20 protein-coding genes are annotated in these 20,529 nt (G+C 33.9%); 17 read left to right on the plus strand and 3 right to left on the minus strand.

Annotated elements, in window-relative coordinates:
• Positions 1–163: 163 nt before the first annotated feature.
• On the minus strand, positions 164–3,073 hold the full coding sequence (locus tag NU08_RS20005; RefSeq protein ID WP_129748832.1) for an FAD-binding and (Fe-S)-binding domain-containing protein: 2,910 nt from the start codon (positions 3,071–3,073) through the stop codon (positions 164–166).
• A gap of 319 nt (positions 3,074–3,392) precedes the next feature.
• On the opposite strand from NU08_RS20005, the gene NU08_RS20010 reads away from it, so the two are divergent.
• On the plus strand, positions 3,393–3,863 hold the full coding sequence (locus NU08_RS20010; protein ID WP_129748833.1) for a hypothetical protein: 471 nt from the start codon (positions 3,393–3,395) through the stop codon (positions 3,861–3,863).
• On the opposite strand, the gene NU08_RS20015 is transcribed toward NU08_RS20010, so the two are convergent.
• Positions 3,860–4,300 carry a DUF6896 domain-containing protein gene (locus tag NU08_RS20015; RefSeq protein ID WP_129748834.1) on the minus strand — a complete coding sequence of 147 codons (441 nt, stop codon included), beginning with the start codon at positions 4,298–4,300 and terminating at the stop codon, positions 3,860–3,862. The genes NU08_RS20010 and NU08_RS20015 overlap by 4 nt on opposite strands.
• 70 nt (positions 4,301–4,370) lie before the next feature.
• Between NU08_RS20015 and NU08_RS20020 the strand changes: the two genes are divergently transcribed.
• The gene (locus tag NU08_RS20020) at positions 4,371–5,267 is read left to right on the plus strand and encodes a hypothetical protein (protein WP_129748835.1); all 897 of its coding nucleotides are present in this window, start codon (positions 4,371–4,373) and stop codon (positions 5,265–5,267) included.
• 146 nt (positions 5,268–5,413) lie between these two features.
• Complete coding sequence (locus NU08_RS20025) at positions 5,414–5,647, plus strand: hypothetical protein (RefSeq protein ID WP_129748836.1); 234 nt, start codon at positions 5,414–5,416, stop codon at positions 5,645–5,647.
• A 51-nt stretch (positions 5,648–5,698) separates the two neighbouring features.
• Here the strand turns inward: NU08_RS20025 and NU08_RS20030 are convergent, their stop codons facing one another.
• Complete coding sequence (locus NU08_RS20030; RefSeq protein ID WP_129748837.1) at positions 5,699–6,010, minus strand: hypothetical protein; 312 nt, start codon at positions 6,008–6,010, stop codon at positions 5,699–5,701.
• Positions 6,011–6,186: 176 nt separating this feature from the next.
• Between NU08_RS20030 and NU08_RS20035 the strand changes: the two genes are divergently transcribed.
• From NU08_RS20035 to NU08_RS20100, 14 genes are all read left to right on the plus strand, one after another.
• A complete protein-coding gene (locus NU08_RS20035; protein WP_129748838.1) occupies positions 6,187–7,395 on the plus strand; it encodes an anhydro-N-acetylmuramic acid kinase in 1,209 nt (402 codons plus the stop codon).
• A 212-nt stretch (positions 7,396–7,607) separates the two neighbouring features.
• On the plus strand, positions 7,608–9,182 hold the full coding sequence (locus tag NU08_RS20040) for a glycoside hydrolase family 10 protein (RefSeq protein WP_129748839.1): 1,575 nt from the start codon (positions 7,608–7,610) through the stop codon (positions 9,180–9,182).
• A complete protein-coding gene (locus NU08_RS20045) occupies positions 9,169–10,440 on the plus strand; it encodes an MFS transporter (RefSeq protein ID WP_129748840.1) in 1,272 nt (423 codons plus the stop codon). Before NU08_RS20040 ends, NU08_RS20045 begins: the two co-directional genes overlap by 14 nt.
• A gap of 21 nt (positions 10,441–10,461) precedes the next feature.
• On the plus strand, positions 10,462–10,803 hold the full coding sequence (locus NU08_RS20050) for a hypothetical protein (protein ID WP_091131146.1): 342 nt from the start codon (positions 10,462–10,464) through the stop codon (positions 10,801–10,803).
• A gap of 98 nt (positions 10,804–10,901) precedes the next feature.
• Positions 10,902–11,351: a GNAT family N-acetyltransferase gene (locus NU08_RS20055; RefSeq protein ID WP_129748841.1), complete on the plus strand. Its 450-nt coding sequence runs from the start codon at positions 10,902–10,904 to the stop codon at positions 11,349–11,351.
• 2 nt (positions 11,352–11,353) lie between these two features.
• A complete protein-coding gene (locus NU08_RS20060; protein WP_129748842.1) occupies positions 11,354–12,967 on the plus strand; it encodes a glycoside hydrolase family 3 protein in 1,614 nt (537 codons plus the stop codon).
• Positions 12,968–13,090: 123 nt separating this feature from the next.
• Positions 13,091–13,729: a peroxiredoxin gene (locus NU08_RS20065; RefSeq protein ID WP_012024184.1), complete on the plus strand. Its 639-nt coding sequence runs from the start codon at positions 13,091–13,093 to the stop codon at positions 13,727–13,729.
• Positions 13,730–13,951: 222 nt separating this feature from the next.
• A complete protein-coding gene (locus NU08_RS20070) occupies positions 13,952–14,260 on the plus strand; it encodes a thioredoxin family protein (RefSeq protein ID WP_007805605.1) in 309 nt (102 codons plus the stop codon).
• Positions 14,261–14,367: 107 nt separating this feature from the next.
• The gene (locus NU08_RS20075) at positions 14,368–14,625 is read left to right on the plus strand and encodes a DUF6952 family protein (protein WP_008462029.1); all 258 of its coding nucleotides are present in this window, start codon (positions 14,368–14,370) and stop codon (positions 14,623–14,625) included.
• A 376-nt stretch (positions 14,626–15,001) separates the two neighbouring features.
• Entirely contained in the window at positions 15,002–15,499 is a 498-nt protein-coding gene (gene tpx / locus NU08_RS20080) for a thiol peroxidase (protein WP_129748843.1), read from the plus strand.
• 13 nt (positions 15,500–15,512) lie between these two features.
• Positions 15,513–15,887, plus strand: coding sequence for a diacylglycerol kinase family protein (locus tag NU08_RS20085; RefSeq protein ID WP_129748844.1), 375 nt, complete (start codon positions 15,513–15,515; stop codon positions 15,885–15,887).
• Positions 15,888–15,905: 18 nt separating this feature from the next.
• The gene (locus tag NU08_RS20090) at positions 15,906–18,365 is read left to right on the plus strand and encodes a DNA translocase FtsK (protein WP_129748845.1); all 2,460 of its coding nucleotides are present in this window, start codon (positions 15,906–15,908) and stop codon (positions 18,363–18,365) included.
• Between the two features lie 7 nt (positions 18,366–18,372).
• Positions 18,373–19,065, plus strand: coding sequence for a LolA family protein (locus NU08_RS20095; RefSeq protein ID WP_111377989.1), 693 nt, complete (start codon positions 18,373–18,375; stop codon positions 19,063–19,065).
• Positions 19,066–19,073: 8 nt separating this feature from the next.
• On the plus strand, positions 19,074–20,528 hold the full coding sequence (locus tag NU08_RS20100; RefSeq protein ID WP_129748846.1) for an LptF/LptG family permease: 1,455 nt from the start codon (positions 19,074–19,076) through the stop codon (positions 20,526–20,528).
• Position 20,529: the final 1 nt, after the last annotated feature.

Consider the following 20,529-nt stretch of genomic DNA (forward strand, 5'->3'; position numbering starts at 1 on the left):
AATAAGTAACTTTTACAATTTCGACGAAGGAGAAATCTCCGCAAGTAACTCCGCAACGAGAATCCAATCTTTGTAGAGCTTCTCGCGGAGATTTCTCCTTCGTCGAAATGACAAACTTTGTGAGTTTTACTAAATCTAAAATCTACAGTCTACAATCTAAAATTTAAAATTTAAGACAACTTCTCAAAATACTAACCGGATGCTGTGCTTCACGCTTCGTCCCATCATAAATTTGATGACGACAACTTGTTCCTGCTGCTGCGATTTTTACATTTTCCGCAGTATTACGCACTTTTGGAAAAAGCGTATCCTCGCCCATTTGCATACTCACTTGATAATGTTCTTTTTCATAACCAAAAGAACCCGCCATTCCGCAGCATCCCGAATTGTAAATCGTAACTGTATTGTTTTTAGGAAGATTCAGCATTGCAAAAGTTGCTTCTACTGAACTTAAAGATTTCTGGTGGCAATGTCCGTGGATTTTAATTTCTTTAGTTTCTTCTGAAAAAGAATCTGAAGTAATTTTTCCGTCGATGATTTCTTTTTTGAAAAATTCTTCAATTGTAAATGCATTTCTAGATAACTTTTCTGCAGCTTCTTTGTCATCGGCTAAACGAAGATATTCATCTCTAAAAGTCAAAATTGCCGAAGGTTCAATTCCGATTAAAGGCGCATTTGCTAAAACCAAATCTTTAAAAACATTTACGTTGTGATTAGCTATTTTCTTTGCTTCTTCCAAAAATCCTTTTGAGAGATACGTTCTTCCGCTTTCTTCATGATCCACAACCAAAACCTGATAACCTAATTTTGTCAATAATTCGAAAGCATCGATTCCGATATTTACGTCGTAATAATTCGTGAATTCATCAACAAACAAATACAATCTTCCATTTGGAAAATCTGATGTTACAGGTTTGTTGTTTTGATACCATTTTCTAAAAGTCTTTTTCGCTAATAATGGAACTTGTCTTTCCGGTGCAATTCCCATTGTTTTTTTCACCAATGACTGATTCGAAATAAAATTCGTTATCGACGGGAATTTGCTTCCCATTTTATTCAGTTTGGCATTGTTTGCAAAAATCTTGTTTCTAGTCGAAAATCCGTTTGCTTTTTGGTATTGGTATAAAAATTCTGCTTTAAGAGTTGCAACGTCAACATTGCTCGGACATTCACTAGCACAGGCTTTACAGCTTACGCATAACTCAAAAACTTCGTATAATTCTTTCTGGTCAAATTTATTTTCTTTTTCAGAATACGTCAAATATTCGCGTAAAGCGTTTGCTCTCGCACGAGTTGTTTCTTTCTCATTTCGAGTCGCACGATAACTCGGACACATCGCTCCTCCTGCCGATGGCATTTTTCTACAATCTCCAGAACCGTTGCATTTTTCAGCTGCACGCAAAATTCCCAAACTATCTGAAAAATCCTGAAACGTTTTAATATCCGGTTCTACCCTTCCTGAAATTACTCGATGATTTTCATCCATTTTTAAGGCATTGACAATCTTCCCGATATTTAAAACCGAATTCGGATCAAATGTCAATTTTAATCTTTTCAGCAATTCATAATTCTTATCGCCAATCATAAACGGAATAAACTCTCCGCGCACGATTCCGTCGCCGTGCTCACCACTTAGCGAACCTCTATATTTTTTCACCAAATGCGCTACTTCCGTCGCAATGGTTCTGAATAATTTTAAGTCGGATGTTTTCTTCAAATTCAAAACTGGACGCAAATGCAATTCTCCTGCACCCGCATGCGCATAATAAATCGCCTCCTGTCCGTGACGTAACATCATCGCCGAAAACTCAGCAATATACGCTGGTAAATCGCTTAATTCTACCGCTGTATCTTCAATCGAATCGGCTGCTTTGTCGTCGCCTACAATACTTCCTAAAAGTCCAAGACCTGCTTTTCTCAATTCATTGGCTTTATCAATATCAGCTCCAAATAATTTAACGCTGGCGTATCCAAAATTATGTTTCTCTAAATCGGCAATTAAAGCGTCCGCTTGTTTTTCGGCATCTTCTAAAGTGTGTGAAGCCACTTCAAAAAGCATAATCGCTTTTGGTTCTCCAACCAAAAAGAAACGGTTTTTAATATGTTCGCGATTTGTTTTGGTACAATCCAAAATCGTGTCGTCAATCATTTCGCAAGTGTACAAATGATGTTTCATTGCCACGACAACAGATTCCAAAGATTCCTGAATCGTATGATAATGCGCCACAACCATAATGCTGTGAGGTGGCGGCAAATCGTCAACTTTTAAAGTTACTTCGGTTGTAAAGGCCAAAGTTCCTTCGCTTCCGCAAAGCAGTTTTCCAAGGTTTATTGTAGGTTCAGTTCCGCCAAACAATTCTGATCTTAACAGAATATCAACCGCGTAACCTGTATTTCGTCTGTGAATTTCCGGTTTCGGAAACTCTTTTATAATTTCTTCCTGACTTTCTTTTACCGAAAGTTCGTCGTAAACGCTTTTGTAAATTTTATTTTCTAAAGAATCACCTTTGGTTTTCTCAATAAATTCCGCCGAAGTCAATTCGCCAAAAGCAACTTCCGTTCCGTCACTCAAAATCGCTTTTACCTCAGCAATTTTATCGCGCGTCACACCGTATCGAATCGAAGTTGTTCCAGATGAATTATTTCCCACCATTCCGCCAATCATCGCACGGTTTGAAGTGGATGTAATAGGCGCAAAAAATACACCGTGAGGTTTTAAATATAAATTCAATTCATCGCGAATAACACCTGGCTGAACGGTAACCGTTTTTTTCTCGGCATCATAACCTAATATTTTGGTAAAATGTTTCGAAACATCCACCACAAGGCCGTCGCCAACAGCTTGTCCTGCCAATGAAGTTCCAGCAGTTCTTGGCGTAATCGAAATATTATGTTCTGCCGCAAAGCGAATTAATCTGCTGATATCTGCTGTAGATTTAGGCAAAGCCACCGCATTTGGCCGAATCCGATACACCGATGCATCTGTCGAATAAAGTGTTTTATGAAGATCATCGTATAAAAGTGTGCCTTCGAGTTCGCTGGCTAATTGCTCTAAATCTTTAAGTAGTAACATTCTTGCTTTCTTTTTGAAATACAAAAATAGGGATTTTTTTAGGTTCAAAGGTCCAGAGTTACAAAGTGACAAAGGTTTTCTTTGGAATCGTTTTGGAGTTGGAATTTGGGATTTCCTTTTTTGGAATTCTACTCCTATTGTCACCCTGAGCGAAGTCGAAGGCTTCGGAACTTACATTCATTTGACACCAGTAACGATAGCACGGATTGCAAATCCGCGCTATCGGGATTCACTAGAAGCATTCTTAAATAATTTTCTTAGACTCACTTTTATAATGAATAAGTTTTATATTTTTAACGAAATATTTGAATCATAAAATATGGAAATACAATTTTTAAATAAATTAAAAGATAATCCAATAAATTATGGAGTTTTAATAAATTTAGAAATAGAAGGTGTAAATTTAAATGAAATAGAGTTATTAGAACAAAACTGGAATAATGGAAATCCTTTTCCAAAAGCCCTGAAAGAGTTGTTATTTTTAGCGGGTAATTATTGCTATGTATGTGATTATGGAGCAAATAAAAATCAACAAGAATTACAAGAATCTGTAAGACAAGATTTATTAGATAATGAAAGAACTATTTCGCGTCCCTTTTATGCTATTGATGTATACTCTACATATAGTTTTTTGTTTATTTATTTAGACGAAGGTGATAATCCTACAATTTATCAAGCGTCTCCTTATAGCGAAAAATACAATTGGATTACACTTCTAAGTAATGTCACTATAAAAAGTCTAGTTGATAATAAAGTAGAAAGAGCTAAAAGAGGAGAAAATCCTTTTTAAATTTTATTAGTAAAATACGATTCTTCTACAACTCTATAACATTTAAAGACACATCCAAAAGCTTTTCCTTCAATTCTTTCAAAAGTTAGCCATTCTAAAATTCCTTTAATTATAAATTGATAAAGTTCAAATTCGATATAATCTTCACTATAATTTAATTTTTGATATTCGGGATGAGTTCTAATAAGTTCTGTGAGATCCCATTGCGTGAAAGTAATTTCGTTTATTGAAATATCATAAGTATAAATAACACCATCTTTTTTAGCAGTACAGCCACTTCCATGAAAATAATATTCAATTCCGTCAATCGATCCTATTCTTTCAAAAAAGGTTCGAGAAAACGAACATGGATTTATGTCTTGTTTGTATTTATCTTTTAATAAAGCTTCGAAACTTCTGATAAATTTAATGTAGTCTGTTAAGATTTTTTCGATCATAATTAAAAACAAATATCCAAAACTTTTTATATTTAGCCTGACATTCTTTTAAAATAATTCCAAATATACAATGGCAACAGACGGCGTAAAAATAATCGATGGTGATTTAGCTCGAGATACTTACGAATCAATAATGGATTTATATGACAGCGACGCAACTATAGAAACCATTAAAAAAGAAGTTCCTTTTATTATAGAAGATTACGGCGACAATACCGATTTCTATCACGAAATATTTGTAACCTCTTATGCACTTGCTTTTTGGGAAATTGGTGAATTAACCGAAGAAATTCTTGAAGAAGTAAAGCGAGTAATTGAACTAAAAATTGGCGTAAAAATCTGGACCGAGGAATGCGATGCCAATGAAGGTAAAAAAAGACAAAAAGAACTTGATAAACTTTTAAAGAAGATAAGTCTGCCAAATTTAAAAATTAGGAAAAGAAAAAAATACAGGATTATTAAAAATCTATATTTTCAGCCAAATGATTTGTTAACTTTCCAACTTTCAGACAATAATTATTATGCTGTAATTTGTGCAAAAGTTACACAACAAAGGGGACAGTGTACATATGATTTAGCTACGACAACATACAAGGGCAAAAACAAACCAACCGTTGAAAATTTAAAATCTTGTTTCATTTCTGGCAGAAAAATTCCCTCATCTTATGATTGGAAAACTATTTTAGAACAACAGCCGAATGTAGATGAAATTTGGGAATATGCTAATCAAGATAATTTCTTATTTGGACTTTCCTATCGTTTAGTAACACACAGAGATATTATTTCTTTTAAAGATAAATTTGAAGTTGTTGGTAAACTTAAAATTAAAGAAAGTTTCAAAAAAGATGGAAGCTATGGTTATGAATCTTCTTTTGACAGATTTGAAAACATATTTTCTGATCTTGATAATCATATGAAAATATTTCGCGAAGAAAAATATCCTGTAACTTTACTTTGTGAATTCTAAAAACGTAATCTTTTTCTTATTTTGCAGTATTTTTTGATATCTTTACAGTCCTAAACACAAAGAATAAACTAATATAAACTTGTCCAAAGAAGTGAAATAAGTAAATAATTGCACTTCCTAGGGTTATTATTCTAAAATTTAGGAATATGATTAACAACACTCTTTCCAAAGAAACCGAAATCAAACTTTTGAATTTCTTCAACGACAGAATCGATCCTGTTGAAATGGCAAAAACATTAAGGCAAGTAAATTTTACACTCGCTTTATGTGTTTTGAGCGAACATGAAACATTTCAAAGCGAAATCATCAAATTAAGAGACAGCTTTTACTGGCTCAATGAATTAGCAGAAACTTTAAATCCTTATTTGGAGTTGGAGTAGAATTTAAAATGAAGAACCTCGAGGTTTTAACTCGAGGTTTTTGTTTTTTATTTAGTAATAAACTTTCAAATCACCATTATTTCGCATAAAAATAAAAAACACCACAATTAAAAGAACACAAAAAACAAGAGATCCTGCTTTTAAAAATTTATTCATCTTGTTTAGAATCTCAAAAGTAAGTGCAAACAAATACAGAACAAGTCCGATAAAAAACAAAACAAAAGTTGAGACACCCATAAAAACAATTCCTTCACCTACTGGAGACTGAGCAAGTTTAAAAATCTCTCCTATAATGTAAAAGAAAAAATACACAAACCAAACCCAATACAAAAATTGAAAGAGATAAGTTAAAGTTGCTTTCATAAATATCTTTGCTTTATTCAAATACATTCCAAAGGAATTATAAAATAAAAGGAAAAACAATACAAATTTTAAATTTTCCTTTCAAAAACAAAAATCTCACAATTTTCTAAATTTATATCTGAAATAATCCCATTTTAGCGTTATCAATAAATGACTTCTAAAAAATCTCATTTTAAATGAATAAAAATATAAAAGCTCTCTACGAAATTGCTCAAAAAGAGACTCGAAAAATATTAGGTTTAATGTCAGGAACTTCTCTTGATGGACTCGATTTGGCGCTTTGCGAAGTTTCGGGCGAAGGCGAAAATACGATTGTAAAAATCCAAGAATTTGAAACCGTTGACTACAACGACGATATTAAAACCGAAATCAGGAAGGTATTTGCTCAGAAAACAATCGATTTTCAGCATTTGGTTTTATTAAATGAATGGATTGCAGATTTGCACGCTGGAATGATAAACGATTGTCTTGCTAAATGGAATATTCCCGCATCGGAAGTCGATTTGATTGCTTCGCACGGACAAACGGTTCTGCATGCTCCGAAGTTTTTACATCAGCAGGAAAAATTTCCAAATGCTACTCTGCAAATTGGCGACGGCGATCATATTGCGGTAAAAACTGGAATTATTACACTTTCAGATTTCAGACAAAAACACGTTGCTGCGGGTGGCGAAGGCGCGCCTTTGGCCGTTTACGGAGATTATTTGTTATTCAGCAAAAAGGGCGAAAACCGAATTATGCTCAACATGGGCGGAATTGCCAATTTCACTTATTTGCCTGCTTCACAAAATGCTGAAGAGGTTTTTGTAACTGATACTGGAACAGCCAATACTTTAATCGATATTTTCACTAAACAATTTTTTCCTGAAAAAAGCTTCGATAAAGATGCTGAAATCGCTAAAAGAGGCACTGTAAATCAGGAATTTTTAAGCGAATTAAAAAGTGATGCTTTTTTTAAACAAAGTTTTCCTAAAACCATTGGTCAGGAATTATTTAATCATGATTTTGTGAATTCGGCTTTGGTAAAATTAGGATTACAGAATATTTCGGCACCAGATTTGCTGGCCACTTTAACACGTTTGAGCGCAGAAACGATTGCCGAAGCGGTTTTGTTTGTTGTAGAAAATACTAAAACTCCAATCGAAGAGTTTAAGGTTTATATGTCTGGCGGTGGCGCGAGAAATCCGTTAATGGTGAAGTGGTTGCAGGAATTATTACCCTGCAAATTTGAAAAAAGCGACGTTCTAGGAATTTCAGGCGATGCAAAAGAAGCGGTTTTATTTGCCGTTCTAGCTAATGAAACTGTTGCAGGCGGTAATTATAATTTTGGTTCACAAAAAGGAATTCCGTCCGTAACAATGGGAAAAATTTCTTTTCCAGATTAAAAAATAAGTTTACCATAGATTAAAAGAATTAAAAAGATTAATCCAAATAATCCTTTTAATCTGTGGCTATAAAAATAGCCACGAATTCACGAATTATTTTTTTAATACTTTGTGGAAAATAAAATTCGTGAATTCGTGGCGGAAAAAAACCAGCGTTATTAATTATAATCAGTTAAAAAAACTATTTTTGGTTTTTGTTTAAAAAGATTGAAATGCATAAAAATCAGCACTTATTATACTCTATTATATTTTTATTTTTCTTTGGATGGAAATCTTTTTCACAGGAAAAAACAATGCATCCAAAAAACGAGTTTAGAGGTGTCTGGATTGCAACAGTTGTAAACATTGATTGGCCAAAAACAGCAACAGACAACGTAGAAAAAGAAAAAGCTGATTATCTTGAAATTTTAGAAACGTATAAAAAACTAAATTATAACGCTGTAATTGTCCAAATTAGAAGCGTTGGAGATGCTATTTATCCTTCAGAATTTGCGCCTTGGTCACGATTTTTGACAGGAAAAGAAGGTTTGGCTCCAAATCCTTATTATGATACTTTAGCTTGGATGATTGAACAGGCTCACAACCGCGGATTCGAATTTCACGCTTGGTTAAATCCTTATCGCGCGACTTTCGATTTAAACAAAAATCTTTTAAGTCCGGGACACGATCTTTTTAAACATCCAGAATGGATGATCGAATACGGCGGGAAATATTATTATGATCCTGCTTTGCCAGAAGTTCAGGCGCATTTAACAAAAGTCGTAAAAGAAGTCGTTGACAAATATGATATCGACGCGATTCATTTTGATGACTATTTTTATCCGTATGCTGTTCCAGGAAAAGTTTTTAATGATGCGGCTTCATACAAAAAATATGGTGCAGGTTTAAGCCTTGCAGATTGGCGCCGTGCAAATGTGAGCAACTTTGTGCATTCAATTTCGGTAACTATAAAAGAAAGTAAACCGTGGGTTCAATTCGGAATTAGTCCGTTTGGAGTTTGGCGAAATAAATCTCAAGATCCGAGAGGTTCTGAAACCCAATCTACTTCTAACTACGACGATTTATACGCAGATCCGATGTTATGGATGGACCAGAACTGGATCGATTATATCTTGCCTCAATTGTATTGGAGCATGAACAATACCAGAGCTTCTTATTCTAAACTGGTAAAATGGTGGTCTGAAAACGCTAATCCTAATACTGCTATTTACATCGGACACGCGACATACAAAATTAGAGCCGACGGTGATAAAAGCTGGAATTATATGACAGAAATTCCAACTCAAATTGATTTTCTAAGAACCTTTAAAAATGTTTCTGGAAGCGCTTATTTCAGTTCAAAATGGTTTATGGGCAAAAATTTCGATGTAGTTCGTCATTTAGAAGAAAATCAATATAAATATCCTGCACTTCCTGCAGCGGTTCCTAATTTAAAACATGTTATTATCGATACCCCAAAAGTTTTGGAGTACAGTAAAGACAGCATTAAATATAACTTTACATTCCAAAGCCCGCTAAATACAAAGGTTCGCTATATGGTGGTTTATGGAGGCGAACATGTTTCGAAAATCGATATTAACGATGCTACAAAAATCATCGAAAAAGTTACTGTAAAAGAAGTTGACGGAAAAATCACTTTTGCTATTGCGGCCGGAAAACTAAATCTTTACAAAGCCTGCGCGGTAACTTTTATTGATTATTATGCCAACGAAAGTACCCCAACTGCTATAGACTTAAAAAAAACATTTAAAAACTATACACCAAATCAACCTAATGAAAACAGATAATAAACCTTGGTTCTGGATTCCGCTTCTTAATTTTGCATCTGGATTACCGTATGCCATAATTATTTCGGTTTCGGTAATTATGTACAAAAATCTAGGAATTTCAAATGAAGACATCGGAGTTTATACCAGTTTATTATATCTTCCCTGGGTTGTAAAACCGCTTTGGAGTCCGCTTATTGAATTGATCGGAACCAAAAGAAAATGGTTTTTATTGATGCAGTTAATAATTTCGATTTCCTTTTTGCTGGTCGGATTTGTAATTCCAACAAATGGATTTTTCATCATGTCTTTGGCCATATTTTGGGTTGCCGCTTTCGCTTCGGCATCTAACGATATTGCTACTGACGGCTTTTATTTATTGGTTTTGCCAGAAGACAAACAGTCTTTCTTTATCGGAATCAGAAGCACTTTCTACAGGCTTTCAATGCTCGCAGGAAACGGATTGGTGGTTCTTTTTGCTGGATATTTAGAACATAAATTTGGAGACAATACAAAAGCTTGGTCGTATACCATGATTTGCGTTGGTTTATTGATGACATTTATTACCGCTTACAATTTTATTTTTACGCCAAAAAATGAAATTAATGTTGTAGAGAGCAGTAAAGAAACATCGCATCAAAACTTTGGAACCATATTTATCAATTTCTTCAAGAAAAAACAAATCGGATTAATTCTTGCCTTTGTTTTAGTTTTCAGATTAGGAGAATCACAATTGCTAAAAATGTTAAGTCCTTTTTTATTAGATTCTAAAGAACTTGGAGGAATGGGATTAGACACCGAAGCCGTTGGAATTATTTACGGAACATTTGGAGTTGCCGCATTGACTTTAGGGGGAATTTTGGGAGGAATTGCCATTTCACGACATGGCCTTACCAAATGGATGTTTCCAATGTTTTTAGCGATGCATTTGCCAATTATTGGTTTTATTCTATTAGCATTTTTTCACCCAACATCAATTTATTACATTTATATCGTCGTTATTTTAGAACAATTTGGTTATGGTTTTGGTTTTACGGCATTTATGATGTATTTAATCCATGTTGCCGAAGGAGAATCAAAAACGGCACATTATGCATTGGCAACAGGATTTATGGCAATGGGAATGATGCTGCCAGGAATGTTAAGTGGCTACATTCAAAAATATTTAGGCTACGGAAACTTCTTTATTTGGGTTTTAATAGCTACAATTCCAGGTCTTATTTTATCACGTTTTTTAATATTCCCAAAAGATTTTGGGAAGAAATCAGAAGAAGTTTAATCCCAAATCAAACTTTAACCTATGGAAATCAATGAGAATTTGCAGAACGAACGAAATCTGAAAGGATCAGAGTTCGAAAAAAACGGAAATCTTGAAAAAGCGATTGAGTTGTATGAAGAAAATGTTGCAGAAGGCTTTAAAGGAAATCATCCTTACGATCGATTAGCAACGATCTACAAAAACGAAAACGATCTGGACAATGAAATCCGGGTTTTAGAAAAAGCAATTGTGGTTTACGAAATTATCACAATTGAAGACCGATTGGAAGGATTGCCAAAACTTTTCCGTTTTAAAAACCGATTGGAAAAAGCTATTGAAACCAAAAAACAATTGGCTAAACAGAAAAAGGCAAAATTAAAGTAAATGAATTTAAAGAAAGCTTAATTTTCTTTAACCATATAAGAGATTAAGTAATTTAAGCCAAACTTTATGAACTTCATATCTTAATGGTAAAAAACGAAATGAGTAATTTAAAACGCACTAATTCAGACGATATCGATTTTATAAATCTGGTTATTTTATTAGACCAAGATTTAGCGATTCGAGATGGCGAAGATCATGCGTTTTACAATCAGTTTAATAAAACCGATAAAATAAAACACACAATCGTGTATTATGAAAACGGAATTCCAGTTGGTTGTGGCGCTTTTCGCGAAAAAGAACCAGATACGACAGAAATTAAACGAATGTACGTTCATCCCGATCATAGAAAAAAAGGAATCGCTTCTGCCATTTTAGCAGCACTTGAAATCTGGGCAAAAGAAGTAGGTTATACTTATACTATTTTAGAAACGGGAAAAAATCAGCCAGAAGCGATTAACTTATATCAAAAATTAAATTATACCATAATTCCCAATTATCCGCCTTACGAAAAAATGGATAATAGTGTTTGCATGAAAAAGACTTTATAATAATGAAAATCACAGCCGAAGCATTACGACAAAAAATAGGACAATTTTTCTTTCCAGCAGTATTCATAAACGATACCGAAGAAAATATTCAAGAAACCGAACGCCTTATAAAAGAACATAATATTGGCGGACTGACCTTTTTTCACAGCCGTGCGAGCGCCGCAACGAATTACGAAAGCAAGAAAAAAGTAGTTTTTAACGATGACAGCTATGATAAAATCAAAGCTTTGATCGTGCGTTATCAAAAAGCTGCTTCTACTCCACTTTTAATCAGTATTGATGCAGAATGGGGATTGGCAATGCGCATTGAAAAAACACCGCAATATCCGTATGCTATTACCCTTGGCGCTTTGCCAGAAAACAAAGCCAATTTGGTTTACGAAACTGGAAAACAAATTGGATTGGATTTAAAAGCGGCAGGAATTCAGTACAATTTATCGCCTTTGGCAGACATCAACAATAATCCAAATAATCCTGTTATTGGATACCGTTCTTTTGGTGAAAACAAACAAAAAGTAGCCGATTTTGCTATCGAATATTTAAAAGGAATGTCAGAAGTTGGCGTTTTAGGCTGTCTAAAACACTTCCCTGGACACGGAAATACTAATGTCGATTCGCATTTAGGATTGCCTGTTTTAAAACAAACTTTGGAAGAATTATTAGATAACGAATTATATCCATTCATTAAAGGAATTGAAAACAATGTCGATTCGATCATGATCGGACATTTATCGGTTCCGAGTTTAAATGACGGAAAAGATATCTCAGCAACCTTGTCAAAAGCAGTTATTCAAGATCTTTTACGTGATAAATTAGGTTATGATGGTTTGGTAATTTCTGATGCTCTAAATATGCACAGCGTTTCTAAATTATACGAAACAAAAGGTCAATTAGAATGGGAAGCTTTCAACGCTGGAAATGATATTTTATGTTTCGCCGAAAATGTTCCTGAGGGAATTGAAGCGATTTATAAAAACGCTTCGCCAGACCGTATTTTCGAAAGCTACAACAGAATTATGAAAGCCAAAGAAAAAGTCGGAGTTCTTTCTGGAAACATTTCTGCTTCAGGTGAATTAAATTTCGAAAAAACATCAAAAATAAACTTAGAAATTGCTCAAAATGCGATTACCAAACTTATAGACAACGCAAGTTCAGAATTGGCTTTTGAAGCTCAGAAAAACAACAAATTAGCCAAACTGAGTTTATATAAAAATACTGAAAATACATTCTTCAAAACTTTAAATACAAAACTCGATTCTCCAGAATTCGCTTTTGAAAATTTAGAAGTTTCGGATATTTCGACAATCAAAAAAGAATTAGAAAATTTTGAAACGATTATTATTTCATTGTTTGTTCCAAAAGCAAAACCGCTGAATAATTTCGAAATTGACAACGAAGTTTTAGAATTGCTTTCTGAATTATTGCAGACCAAAAAATGCATTGTTTTTGTTTTCGGAAATCCATACGCATTGCCTTTAATTCCTAACTTGAAAAAAGCTTCAGGATTAATTGAAGCGTATCAGGATTTTGAAGAATTTCAAAAAACAGCGGGAGTTCAATTTTTAGAAAAAAATATTTTCAATGGCGTTTTACCAGTAAATATTGACATTCAATAAGTTAAAACATAAAATAGTCAAAATTTATCAACTTATAAATTTTTATAATCACATCTTATTGTAAGAACCTGTACTTATACCCTACTTTTGCACCAAATAAATTTTTAACGTAAAACGAATATTATGTCTTTAGTAGGAAAAAAATTCCCAAGTATTGCAGTAGATGCTATCTCAGAAATGGGTGACAATTTAAAAATCAACATTTTTGAAGAAGCAGTAAACAACAATAAAAAAGTACTTTTATTTTGGTACCCAAAAGATTTTACTTTTGTATGTCCAACTGAATTACACGCCTTTCAAGCTGCATTACCAGAATTCGAAAAAAGAAATACTATCGTAATTGGTGCTTCTTGCGACACAAACGAAGTTCACTTTGCTTGGTTAAACACTCCAAAAAACAATGGTGGAATCGAAGGTGTTACTTACCCAATCTTAGCTGATACAAACCGTAATTTAGCTAACATTTTAGGTATTCTTGATATCGAATCTACAAGCTACAGTGAAGATACAGACTCAGTTATCATCGAAGGTTCAAACGTAACTTACAGAGCTACTTACCTAATTGACGAAACTGGAAAAATTTTCCACGAAAGCGTAAACGATATGCCATTAGGACGTAACGTAAACGAATACTTAAGAATGGTTGACGCTTACACTCACATCCAAACTAAAGGTGAAGTTTGTCCAGCAAACTGGGAAGCTGGTAAAGAAGCAATGTCTGCTGACAGAATCAGTACTGCTGAATACTTAAGCGCTAATTAAGCTGCTAAGATACTAAGGTTCTAAGTTGCTAAGTTTTTAAACTTAACTTTTGAATCTTAAATACAATTCTACAATAAAAGTCAAGAGATTCTAAGATCAAACTTAGATCTTAGAATCTCAATGACTTAAAAAAATCAAAATAAATCCACACAAAGTTATTCGGTTCTAGAGCAAACTTAGCATCTTAGAACCTTAGCAACTTAGTGTCTAAAAAATAAAATTATGTTAATCGACTTAAACGAAGATACGTTAGCAGATTTAGTTGCTAAAAACGAAAAAGTAGTGGTGCAATATTCAGCTTCATGGTGTGGAAATTGCCGTATTATGAAACCAAAATTCAAAAAATTAGCAACAGAAAATGAAGCTATCACTTTTGTTTTGGTTGATGCAGAAAATTCTCCTGAGTCTAGAAAATTAGCTAATGTGAGTAACTTGCCAACATTTGCAACTTTCGTAAACGGACAATTGGTTGGCGAAACGCAAACTAACAAACAAGAAGTTTTAATCGATCTTGTAAACGCAATTGCATAAATTTAGATATTAGACTGGCTTAGATTTTTAGACTTCTTAGAAGTTGTCTACAAACTAAAAAGGTCTATGAAGTCTAAGAATGTCTAAAAATCTAAGAAGTCTAAATTATGAAATTACCAGTAATTAAGCATTTAACGCAATTCATTGAAGAAAACGATCAGGATTATATCATTGAAACGATCGAAGTTCTAGAAGCGATGACGGAAATTCCTTCTCTAAAAGACGAAGAATTAGATGTAATCGGTGAATTGATTTCAAATATGTACGGTGCCCTTGAAGTACAAAAATTGGTTGCTCAAGGAACAGACAAAAAAGAAGCTCTAAATACGTTTATGAAACGTGTTTTAGGCTCAATCGATAAGTAAATCGGCTTCCTCCCAAGAATAAATAAAAAAACAAAGCTGAGAAAGCGTTTCTAATTTAGGGACGCTTTTTTTTTAGTTTATAGTCTCAGTGGCCGTTTTCAATCTCTCTGTTGACCCCATCTTTGTCAGGCTGAGCGAAGTCGAAGCCCACGTAAAGTAATTCTACAAAGACTAACTATTTATATTGCGCAACTCCGTACTCGGGCTTCGACTCCGCTCAGCCTGACAACAGCAATAAATCTAAAATTATTAGATAAATTCATGAATTCGTGGCCACCCAAAACCAATCTTAATCTCTCCTTAAACCCATAACAAATACTTTTAGATTCAAATATTAATCCTTACTTTTGAGCCTCATTAATTTTAAACAAAAATCATGGCATCTATCACATTAGGAGGAAATCCAGTTCATACATCAGGCGAATTACCAGCAGTTGGATCGCAATTAGCTGACTTCAGTTTAGTACAAAACGATTTATCTGTTGCTACTTTAAGCAATTTCGCTGGTAAAAAATTAGTTTTAAATATTTTCCCAAGTGTTGATACAGGAACTTGTGCAGCATCTGTTAGAAAATTCAATGCAAGTGCAAGCGGATTAGAAAACACTACCGTTTTATGCATTTCTAGAGACTTGCCATTCGCTCAAAAACGTTTCTGTGGTGCTGAAGGTTTAGAAAACGTTGTAAACTTATCTGATTTTCAAGAAGGTGCTTTTGGTAAAGCAAACGGTTTAGAAATTGTTGATGGACCATTAAAAGGTTTACACTCAAGAGCAATCATTGTTGTTGATGCTAACGGAAAAGTTGTTCACACAGAACAAGTTGCAGAAATTGCAAATGAACCAAATTACGAAGCAGCTTTAGCAGCACTATAATATTTTCCTATAAATGGAGTTTCAAAAAGATAATACATTTGTTACAGGCCGTTTAAAGAGCATGACATATGCTTTTAACGGCGCTGTAAAATTAATTAAAACAGAACACAGCATTATGGTTCAATTTTCATTGGGAATCATAATGACTATTTTAGGTTTTTATTTTCATATTTCACAAACCGAATGGCTTTGTCAGACCTTGGCAATCGGTTTAGTTTTAGCAATTGAAGGATTAAATACAGCAGTTGAAAAAATTGCCGATTTTATCCATCCTGATTACAGCAAACGAATCGGATTTATTAAAGATATTGCTGCTGGAGCGGTATTTTTTGCCGCAATGACTGCAATCGCAATAGGCTTGATTATTTATATTCCAAAATTTACTTAGGCAAAGGAAAAAGCAAGAATGGCAAAAAATAAAAAAGAAACTGTAGATAAAAAAAACGATAAACAAGAAGGAAATAAAAGATCATTTAAGATATCCAAACAACAAAAATTTGTTTTAGGATGTCTTTTGGTTCTTTTTTCTATTGCATTATTAGTCGCATTTATTTCTTTTTATGTTAACGGACAATGGCAAAACGACCAAAGTATTGTAAACCAGCTTGGTGATCGTTCTGAAGTGGCAGAGAATTGGCTCGGAAAATTCGGTGCTTATCTTGCCGATCTGATTATCTATAGAGGCTTTGGACTTGCCTCTTTCATTTTCGTACGTTTATTTTTCCTTACCGGGATGTTTTTAGCGCTGGAACTTTCGACTCAAAAGCTTAAAAACACTTGGTTCTGGGATATTTTTGCCATTATAATTGTTTCTGTACTATTTGGTTTCTTTGCTACTTCTGCACCAGAATTAGGAGGGACAATTGGTTACGAATTAAATTTATTCCTTCAAGACTACATCGGAAAAACAGGTACTCTGCTTACATTGCTTTTTGGTTTGATTGTCTATTTGATTTTCAAAATCAAATTATCTCCAGAAAAAATCCAATCGTATTTTGATTCTACTAAAAAAGAATTCAAATCAGAATTTGACACTTTAAAGCCAGCAGCAAACCAGCCTGAAAGCGCTTACAATTTAGAAGAATTTGCCGTCGTAGAAGAAAAACAGGAAGAAGAAGATCCTGAATTGGACAATATCCATATCAAGACTGTTGACACTCAGTTTGAACTTAATAAAGAAGCTTTAAAACCAACCATTTCTCACGCTTCAGAAATTGAATTAAATCCGGTTTTAAAGCCAATTGCTCCAAAACAAGAATTGCCATTAGTTTCTCCTGATGAAGCTTTCGTAATAGAAAAAGCGGAAGAAGAAGATATTCTCGAAGAAAACTTAGCTTCACGCCTAGTTGCCGATTTCGGATTATTTGATCCGACTTTGGATTTATCCAATTATAAATTCCCAACCATCGATTTATTAAAAGAATATTCGACTGGCGGAATTACAATTAATCAGGAAGAATTAGAAGAAAATAAAAACAGAATTGTAGACACACTTCGAAACTACAAAATTGAAATTGCACAGATTAAAGCAACCGTTGGACCATCGGTTACTTTATATGAAATTGTGCCAGAAGCAGGAATCAGAATTTCTAAAATTAAGAGTTTAGAAGACGATATTGCTCTGTCATTATCAGCACTAGGAATTCGTATTATTGCGCCAATTCCAGGAAAAGGTACTATCGGTATTGAGGTTCCAAACAAAAACCCAACTATGGTTTCTATGAAAAGTGTTATTGGAGCGGCAAAGTTCCAAGAAGCTGAAATGGAATTGCCAATTGCATTAGGAAAAACTATTTCTAACGAAACTTTTGTTGTCGATCTTGCCAAAATGCCTCACTTATTGATGGCTGGAGCAACAGGACAAGGAAAATCTGTTGGACTAAATGCCGTTTTAACTTCTCTTTTATACAAAAAACATCCAGCTGAAGTCAAATTTGTTTTGGTCGATCCGAAAAAAGTAGAGCTTACGCTTTTCAATAAAATTGAAAGACATTATCTAGCTAAACTTCCTGACACAGAAGATGCTATTATTACCGATAATGCTAAAGTTGTCAATACTCTGAACTCACTTTGTGTGGAGATGGATAATCGTTATTCTTTACTAAAAGATGCGATGGTTCGTAATATTAAAGAATACAACGAAAAATTTAAGTCTAGAAAATTAAATCCAGAAGCTGGGCACCGATTTTTACCTTACATCGTTTTAGTTGTCGATGAGTTCGCCGATTTGATTATGACTGCAGGAAAAGAAGTTGAAGTTCCGATTGCCCGTTTGGCTCAATTAGCCCGTGCTATTGGTATCCACTTAATTATTGCAACACAAAGACCGTCTGTAAACGTTATAACAGGTTTAATCAAAGCCAATTTCCCTGCCAGAATTGCGTTTAGAGTAACTTCAAAAATTGACTCTAGAACCATTTTGGACACTCAGGGAGCCGATCAGCTGATTGGACGCGGAGATTTATTATACACGAATGGAAACGATGTAATTCGTGTGCAATGTGCTTTCATTGACACTCCTGAGGTAGAAAAAATTACGGATTTTATTGGAGGACAAAAAGCATATGCCACAGCTTATTTGCTTCCAGAGTTTGTTGGAGAAGAAAGTGGCATCAATCTTGATATAGATATTTCCGAAAGAGATACTTTATTTAGAGAAGCGGCAGAGATAATTGTCAATGCACAGCAAGGTTCTGCTTCTTTATTGCAACGAAAATTAAAATTAGGATACAACAGAGCGGGTCGTTTGATCGACCAACTTGAGGCAGCAGGTATTGTTGGTCCGTTTGAAGGCAGTAAAGCACGCAGTGTAAACATCTTAGATTTAAATGCTCTTGATCAATTTTTTAATAATGAACAAAATTAATCCAATCATGAAAGCAAAAATTCAAGAAATCAACAACAATTCTATCACAAACATGACTAAAAAGTGTTTTCAAATGGCAATTATATTGCTTTTGAGCTTCACTTCTATTCAGGCTCAAGATAAAAAAGCGAAAGATTTATTGAACGAAGTAACTTCTAAAATAAAAAGCTACGACAATATTGTTATCGATTTTAAATATTCTTTGAATAATGCCAAAGAAAACATCAATCAAGACAGTAAAGGAAACGTAACAATGAAAGGAAATCAATATGTTTTGAATTTTATGGGCGTTACTAAAATCTTTGACGGCCAGAAAACATACACTATTGTTCCTGAAGACGAAGAAGTTACTATTTCTAAAGTAAACGAGAAAGATGATAATGCAATCACTCCTTCAAAAATGCTTACCTTCTTCAATTCTGGCTACAAATACAACATGGACATTGTTCAGAATGTAAAAGGAAGAAAAATTCAATATATCAAATTAGTTCCAACTAGTGGAAAAGACCAAAGAAAAGAAATTTTGTTAGGTGTTGACGTTCAGACAAAACACATTTACAATTTGATTGAAACAGGAAAAAACGGAACAAAAACAACTTTAACCGTTAATTCTTTTAAAACCAATCAGCCATTATCAAAAAATCAATTTACCTTTGTAGCGAGTAAATACCCGAAATACTACATCAATAAATTAGATTAATCAGAAGGTTGAAAATTCTAGACAAATACTTATTAAAAACATTCTTACTTACATTTACCACGGTATTTGTAATCTTATTTTTCATATTCATACTGCAAACAGTATGGCTATTTATTTCAGAACTAGCAGGTAAAGATCTCGACTTAATATTGGTCGTGAAATTCCTGCTTTTTTCTATGCCACGTATTATTCCGCTTGTACTTCCATTATCGGTTTTACTGGCATCCATTATGACTTTCGGAAATTTGGCAGAAAATTATGAGTTCGCAGCGATGAAATCTTCAGGAATCTCCCTGCAAAGAGCAATGAGAGTACTGATTATTTTTATTTTCGTTTTAAGTATTGTTGCTTTTTGGTTTGCCAACAATGTGATTCCTTATGCCGAATATAAGTTTGTCAACTTTAGAAAAAACATTGCTCAAGCTAAGCCAGCTATGGCTATTGCAGAAGGACAGTTTAACGATGTTGGCACTTACAACATTAAGGTAAACAAAAAAACTGGAGAAAACGGCAATCATTTAACCGGCGTGACAATTCATGAGAAAGCGAATAATATGGGTGAAAACAAAACCGTAATTAAAGCTAAAACTGGTGAACTTGTCAGCAATGAGAAATCTAGCATTTTAAAACTGGTCTTAAATGACGGTTATTACTATCAAGACGTTACTCCAAAAAAATATGAGGATCGCGCCAAAATGCCTTTTATAAAAGGAAAATTTAAAACCCAGATTATCAATATCGATTTATCTGAACTAAACAAAGTTGATGATAGCAAAGAAAGTATTGCAGGAACAAATGGAATGCTGAATGTTAATGAGCTACGCTATACTTTAGATTCATTGAACAAAAATTTAGATAACGAAATTGTTTCTTTTTCTGAGAACATTAATCAGCGAGTTGGAATTAAAAGATTCCCTGGAAATACTCAAAAAAACATCAAGAAGAAACCTATACCAAACGATGTTTTGTCTATTTATTCTAACAAAGATAAAGTTGATATTTTAAAAATGGCTGGAAGCAATATCACCAGCAATATTTATTCTATAGAAACTACGCAGAAAGATTTAAAAGATAAGGAACGAGAAATCAACAAACACTATAATGCCTTATACGAGAAATTCGTTATTGCTTTTGCTTGTTTCTTAATGTTCTTTATTGGAGCTCCACTTGGCGCTATTATTAGAAAAGGAGGACTTGGGCTTCCAATTGTATTTGCCGTTTTAATCTTTATTACTTTCCATTTCATCAATACATTCGGGAAAAGGCTATCTCAAGAAGGCGGTATGACTCCATTTATGGGATCATGGATGTCGTCTTTTGTCCTCTCTCCGCTAGCAGTTTTATTAACCTATCGCGCTACAAACGATAATGGATTAATTAATTTTGATGCGATTACAACTCCTATTTCACAACTAATTCAGAAAATCTCTGAGCGGTTTTTACCTGCTCAAAAGCAAAAATAAT

Origin of the sequence: Flavobacterium anhuiense (assembly GCF_004151235.1) — a bacterium.
GTDB lineage: Bacteria > Bacteroidota > Bacteroidia > Flavobacteriales > Flavobacteriaceae > Flavobacterium > Flavobacterium anhuiense_A.

What these genes read in the sequence shown, in the direction of transcription:
- NU08_RS20035 (WP_129748838.1), top strand. Translation starts at nt 6,187, where the DNA reads ATGAATAAAAATATAAAAGCTCTCTACGAAATTGCTCAAAAAGAGACT.
- NU08_RS20030 (WP_129748837.1), bottom strand. Translation starts at nt 6,010, where the DNA reads ATGAAAGCAACTTTAACTTATCTCTTTCAATTTTTGTATTGGGTTTGG.
- tpx (WP_129748843.1), top strand. Translation starts at nt 15,002, where the DNA reads ATGGCATCTATCACATTAGGAGGAAATCCAGTTCATACATCAGGCGAA.
- NU08_RS20095 (WP_111377989.1), top strand. Translation starts at nt 18,373, where the DNA reads ATGAAAGCAAAAATTCAAGAAATCAACAACAATTCTATCACAAACATG.
- NU08_RS20060 (WP_129748842.1), top strand. Translation starts at nt 11,354, where the DNA reads ATGAAAATCACAGCCGAAGCATTACGACAAAAAATAGGACAATTTTTC.
- NU08_RS20085 (WP_129748844.1), top strand. Translation starts at nt 15,513, where the DNA reads ATGGAGTTTCAAAAAGATAATACATTTGTTACAGGCCGTTTAAAGAGC.
- NU08_RS20040 (WP_129748839.1), top strand. Translation starts at nt 7,608, where the DNA reads ATGCATAAAAATCAGCACTTATTATACTCTATTATATTTTTATTTTTC.
- NU08_RS20005 (WP_129748832.1), bottom strand. Translation starts at nt 3,073, where the DNA reads ATGTTACTACTTAAAGATTTAGAGCAATTAGCCAGCGAACTCGAAGGC.
- NU08_RS20045 (WP_129748840.1), top strand. Translation starts at nt 9,169, where the DNA reads ATGAAAACAGATAATAAACCTTGGTTCTGGATTCCGCTTCTTAATTTT.
- NU08_RS20070 (WP_007805605.1), top strand. Translation starts at nt 13,952, where the DNA reads ATGTTAATCGACTTAAACGAAGATACGTTAGCAGATTTAGTTGCTAAA.
- NU08_RS20010 (WP_129748833.1), top strand. Translation starts at nt 3,393, where the DNA reads ATGGAAATACAATTTTTAAATAAATTAAAAGATAATCCAATAAATTAT.
- NU08_RS20015 (WP_129748834.1), bottom strand. Translation starts at nt 4,300, where the DNA reads ATGATCGAAAAAATCTTAACAGACTACATTAAATTTATCAGAAGTTTC.
- NU08_RS20055 (WP_129748841.1), top strand. Translation starts at nt 10,902, where the DNA reads ATGAGTAATTTAAAACGCACTAATTCAGACGATATCGATTTTATAAAT.
- NU08_RS20050 (WP_091131146.1), top strand. Translation starts at nt 10,462, where the DNA reads ATGGAAATCAATGAGAATTTGCAGAACGAACGAAATCTGAAAGGATCA.
- NU08_RS20025 (WP_129748836.1), top strand. Translation starts at nt 5,414, where the DNA reads ATGATTAACAACACTCTTTCCAAAGAAACCGAAATCAAACTTTTGAAT.
- NU08_RS20065 (WP_012024184.1), top strand. Translation starts at nt 13,091, where the DNA reads ATGTCTTTAGTAGGAAAAAAATTCCCAAGTATTGCAGTAGATGCTATC.
- NU08_RS20020 (WP_129748835.1), top strand. Translation starts at nt 4,371, where the DNA reads ATGGCAACAGACGGCGTAAAAATAATCGATGGTGATTTAGCTCGAGAT.
- NU08_RS20090 (WP_129748845.1), top strand. Translation starts at nt 15,906, where the DNA reads ATGGCAAAAAATAAAAAAGAAACTGTAGATAAAAAAAACGATAAACAA.
- NU08_RS20075 (WP_008462029.1), top strand. Translation starts at nt 14,368, where the DNA reads ATGAAATTACCAGTAATTAAGCATTTAACGCAATTCATTGAAGAAAAC.